General features: G+C 73.3%; 4 protein-coding genes and 1 pseudogene. 2 read left to right on the top strand and 3 right to left on the bottom strand.

Annotated features, from left to right (window positions below; all coding sequences use genetic code 11):
• Positions 1-65: 65 nt before the first annotated feature.
• Positions 66-326 (bottom strand): annotated as a pseudogene (locus ABZ885_RS38135) (ornithine decarboxylase); the annotation flags it as partial.
• 307 nt (positions 327-633) lie between these two features.
• Here ABZ885_RS38135 and ABZ885_RS38130 point away from each other — a divergent pair.
• Positions 634-1,245: a hemerythrin domain-containing protein gene (locus ABZ885_RS38130; RefSeq protein ID WP_360199324.1), complete on the top strand. Its 612-nt coding sequence runs from the start codon at positions 634-636 to the stop codon at positions 1,243-1,245.
• Positions 1,246-1,360: 115 nt separating this feature from the next.
• On the opposite strand, the gene ABZ885_RS38125 is transcribed toward ABZ885_RS38130, so the two are convergent.
• On the bottom strand, positions 1,361-2,257 hold the full coding sequence (locus tag ABZ885_RS38125) for an alpha/beta hydrolase (RefSeq protein WP_360199322.1): 897 nt from the start codon (positions 2,255-2,257) through the stop codon (positions 1,361-1,363).
• Between the two features lie 89 nt (positions 2,258-2,346).
• On the opposite strand from ABZ885_RS38125, the gene ABZ885_RS38120 reads away from it, so the two are divergent.
• Positions 2,347-2,790, top strand: a complete 444-nt coding sequence (locus ABZ885_RS38120; protein ID WP_360199320.1) for a MarR family winged helix-turn-helix transcriptional regulator — start codon at positions 2,347-2,349, stop codon at positions 2,788-2,790.
• A gap of 51 nt (positions 2,791-2,841) precedes the next feature.
• Here the strand turns inward: ABZ885_RS38120 and ABZ885_RS38115 are convergent.
• The coding region (locus ABZ885_RS38115; protein WP_360199318.1) for a DUF1360 domain-containing protein at positions 2,842-3,155 on the bottom strand (314 nt) is incomplete at its 5' end.

Here is a 3,155-nt window from a genome sequence, read left to right as displayed (position 1 = left end):
TGCAGGCTGTCCCCGGGGCGGGCCTCGGCGTTCTTTGGGGCCTGGTCGGAGAGTTAACTGGCTCAGGTGGTGAAGTAGGTGAGGTGCGCGTGGACGGCGTCGTCCATCTGCTCCTCGGCCTGCTGGAGCACCTTGCCGGTTGAGCGCCGGTCGTCGAGCCCGGCGGTGGCGAGGACGTCGGCCCGGAACAGGGCGTCGCCGAGGACGGCCCTGACGCGGGGATCGGCGCCCCGGCCCTGTTTGTGGCCGGGCGGCGTGAACGACAGCCGGCCCTCCTCATCGTAGTCGCCGAGGGCTTCGAGGACGGGTGCGCGTGAGTGGTCCATGCCCGTGCGGCTGCCCGGGCCCCGTGCCGGGAAACCCGGCCTGGCCTGCGGGTACGGCGGACGGAGGGCCGACGGAAGGCACGCGCGCGGAGGGAGCACGGAAGTCCGGCGGTCGCCGCGCGGACCGCCGGCCCGGGCCGGGTGATGCCGGCCGTCCCGGTGGTCGTACCGGAACCGGGACGTACCGGGCGGCTGCCCAGGACGGGCGGGGCCAGTCCTGCCGGTGGCCGGGCGTTTCGCCCCGGACCACCCGGGGACACGCCGGGGCGGCGGGAAGACCGGGGAGGAGCGGAGGAGGAGGCGAACGATGCCGGCCTCCGGGGCCGACCCGGAGCCGCACGCAGGAAGGGACACCACCGTGCACCGCGACGAAGACCTGCTCGACCAGCTCACCGCCGATCACCGGTCGCTGCTGGTCCACTTCAGCGAACTCAGCGGCCTCCCCAACGGGGACCCCCAACGCAAGGAGCTGGCCGACCTCGTCACCGACCGGCTGATCCGTCACACCCGCGCCGAGGAGGAGCACCTGTACCCGCTCGCCCGCGACCGGCTGGCCGACGGGCCGATGGTGGTGGAGGAGGAGGTCGCCGACCACCGTGCCGTGGAGGCACTGCTGGAGGAGCTCCGGCCGGCCAAGGCCGACTGGCCGAGCTTCGACCGCCTGGTGGCCCGCCTCGTCGAGGAGGTCACCCGGCACGCCGGCGACGAGGAGGCGCGGCTCTTCCCGGCCGTACGCGAGGTCACCACCGAGGGCGAGCGGCGGCTCCTGGCCGCCCGCGCGCGCCAGACCAAGCAGCTCTCGTCCGGACGCCCCGAGCACCAGCTCCCCGTCGCACGCCCGGCGGACCGCCTGCCCCCGCCCGAACGCTCGCTCGGCGAGCGGCTGCGCGACTTCCTGACCCCGGGCGGGCCGCACTGACCCCGGAGGGACACCGCCCTGACACCGCGGCCCCCGGGGAACGCGCGGCCCCGGCGAACGCGCGCTGAGGACCGGCCGCCTCCTTGGCCGTCGGCCACCGGGGGCAAGCGCTGGTTCAGGCGTCGAGGTGCTGGGTGAGGAAGAGGGCGGCTCGGTCGAGGGCCTGGTCGGATTCGTCGAGCCGGCCGGTGAAGGACTGGAAGACGTGCGGCACGCCGGCCGTGACGTCCAGGATGACGTCGACCTCGGCGTCGCGGGCACGCTGGGCCAGGCGCACCGAGTCGTCCAGCAGCAGTTCGTTCGTCCCGGCCTGCAGCAGCAGCGGAGGGAAGCCGGTCAGATCGGCCAGGACGGCCGGGGCGAGCAGTTCCTGGTGGGGGTCCTGCCCGGCGAGGTACATCCCGCCGGTGTGGGCCATGCCTTCGGGGGTGAAGAAGGGGTCGATGCCGGCCTTCGTCGTCATGGTGGCGCCGGTGCGGGTGTGGTCCAGGCCGGGGGAGAAGGCGACGATGGCGCCGGGCACCGGCAGTCCGGCCTTCCGCGCGGCGAGGGTGGTCGTCACGGTCAGGCCGCCGCCGGCCGAGTCGCCGGCGAACGCTATGGACTGCGCGTCGACCCCGTCCTCCAGCAGCGCCCGGTAAGCGGCGAGGCAGTCCTCGATCGCGGCGGGGAAGGGGTGTTCCGGCGCGAGCCGGTAGTCGAGTGACAGGGCCCGGTACCCGGTGCGGGTGACGAGGCCGGCGGTCAGGCCCATCGCCGTCTGCGGGGAGCCGAGGGAGAACGACCCGCCGTGGAAGTACAGGATGGTGCCCGGGCGCTGCCCGCCTTCCGGCTCGACCAGGACCGCGGGCCGCTCGCCCAGCTCGGTGCCGGTGGTGCGCACCTGCGGGACGGTGAACCGGCCCATCATGCGGGCGAAGTCCTCCCGCATCTGCTCGACGGGCTGCGGCTCGAACCCCTGCGGGCCCGGCCCCAGCAGGGCGGCGATGGCTTCGCGCTGTTCCTTGCTCACTGAGTCTTCTCCTTCGGCCCACGACCGGTACCTTATATGCCATGGAAGATAATACATATGCCCAGGCATCTAAAAGGGATGGCGCAGGGGTGACGGCGACGTTCTTCAGTGACCTGGTGCGGTGCGAGACCCGCCTGTACAACGAGCTCAACGACCGGCTGCGCCGCCGCCACGGGATCACGGCCTCGCAGTACGAGTTCCTCTGCTACCTGCGCGACCGCCCGGACGCACGCGTCGGGGACCTCGCGGGCTTCTTCGCCATCGGCGTCGGAGCGACCAGCAAGGGAATCGACCGCCTCGAAGCGCGGGGCCTGGTCAGGCGCGTTCCCGATCCCGCCGACCGCCGCTCCTCGCTGCTGGAACTCACGGACACCGCCACGCGACTCGTCCAGGAAGCGGAGGAGGCGTTCGCGGCCATCGGCGCGCTCATCCACGCGGCCCTCGACCCCGCGCAGCTGCACGGCGTCGGGCAGGCACTGCGGCAACTCCTGACCGCGCTCGAACACGACAGGATCGGCACACCCGCCGGCTGAAGCGGAGCGGGAGCACGGGGTTCCGCCGCCGATGCGGGGCGATGCGTCCGGTCACTCGGTGAGCTTCTGAAGGCCCGTCCGGACGAAGTGCAGGAGATCGGCGACGGTGAGTGCCGTCAGGCCCGAGCAGACGAGCCGCGTCGGCCCGGGTGCGATAACGGCGGCGCCGGTCAGTCCGGTGGCGATCCAGACGCCGGTGCAGAACGGACAGGTGATCAGTTCGCCGGCGGCGCGCCGCGCACCCGTACCGCGGACGTCCTCCGCGAGCTCGGCCGGACCGCTCTGGCCGCGGAACCTGGCGAATGCTGGCGCCGGACGAGTTCCTCCTCCTGACGGCGCAGCAGCAGTTCCAGGCCGCGTTCCGG

The sequence above is a fragment of the Kitasatospora sp. NPDC047058 genome, from assembly GCF_040643935.1.
GTDB lineage: Bacteria > Actinomycetota > Actinomycetes > Streptomycetales > Streptomycetaceae > Kitasatospora.
This window is presented reverse-complemented; position numbering and strand designations above follow the sequence as displayed.

Excerpts from the sequence above, each read along its gene's own strand:
- ABZ885_RS38130 (WP_360199324.1), top strand. The coding sequence starts at position 634 with ATGCCGGCCTCCGGGGCCGACCCGGAGCCGCACGCAGGAAGGGACACC.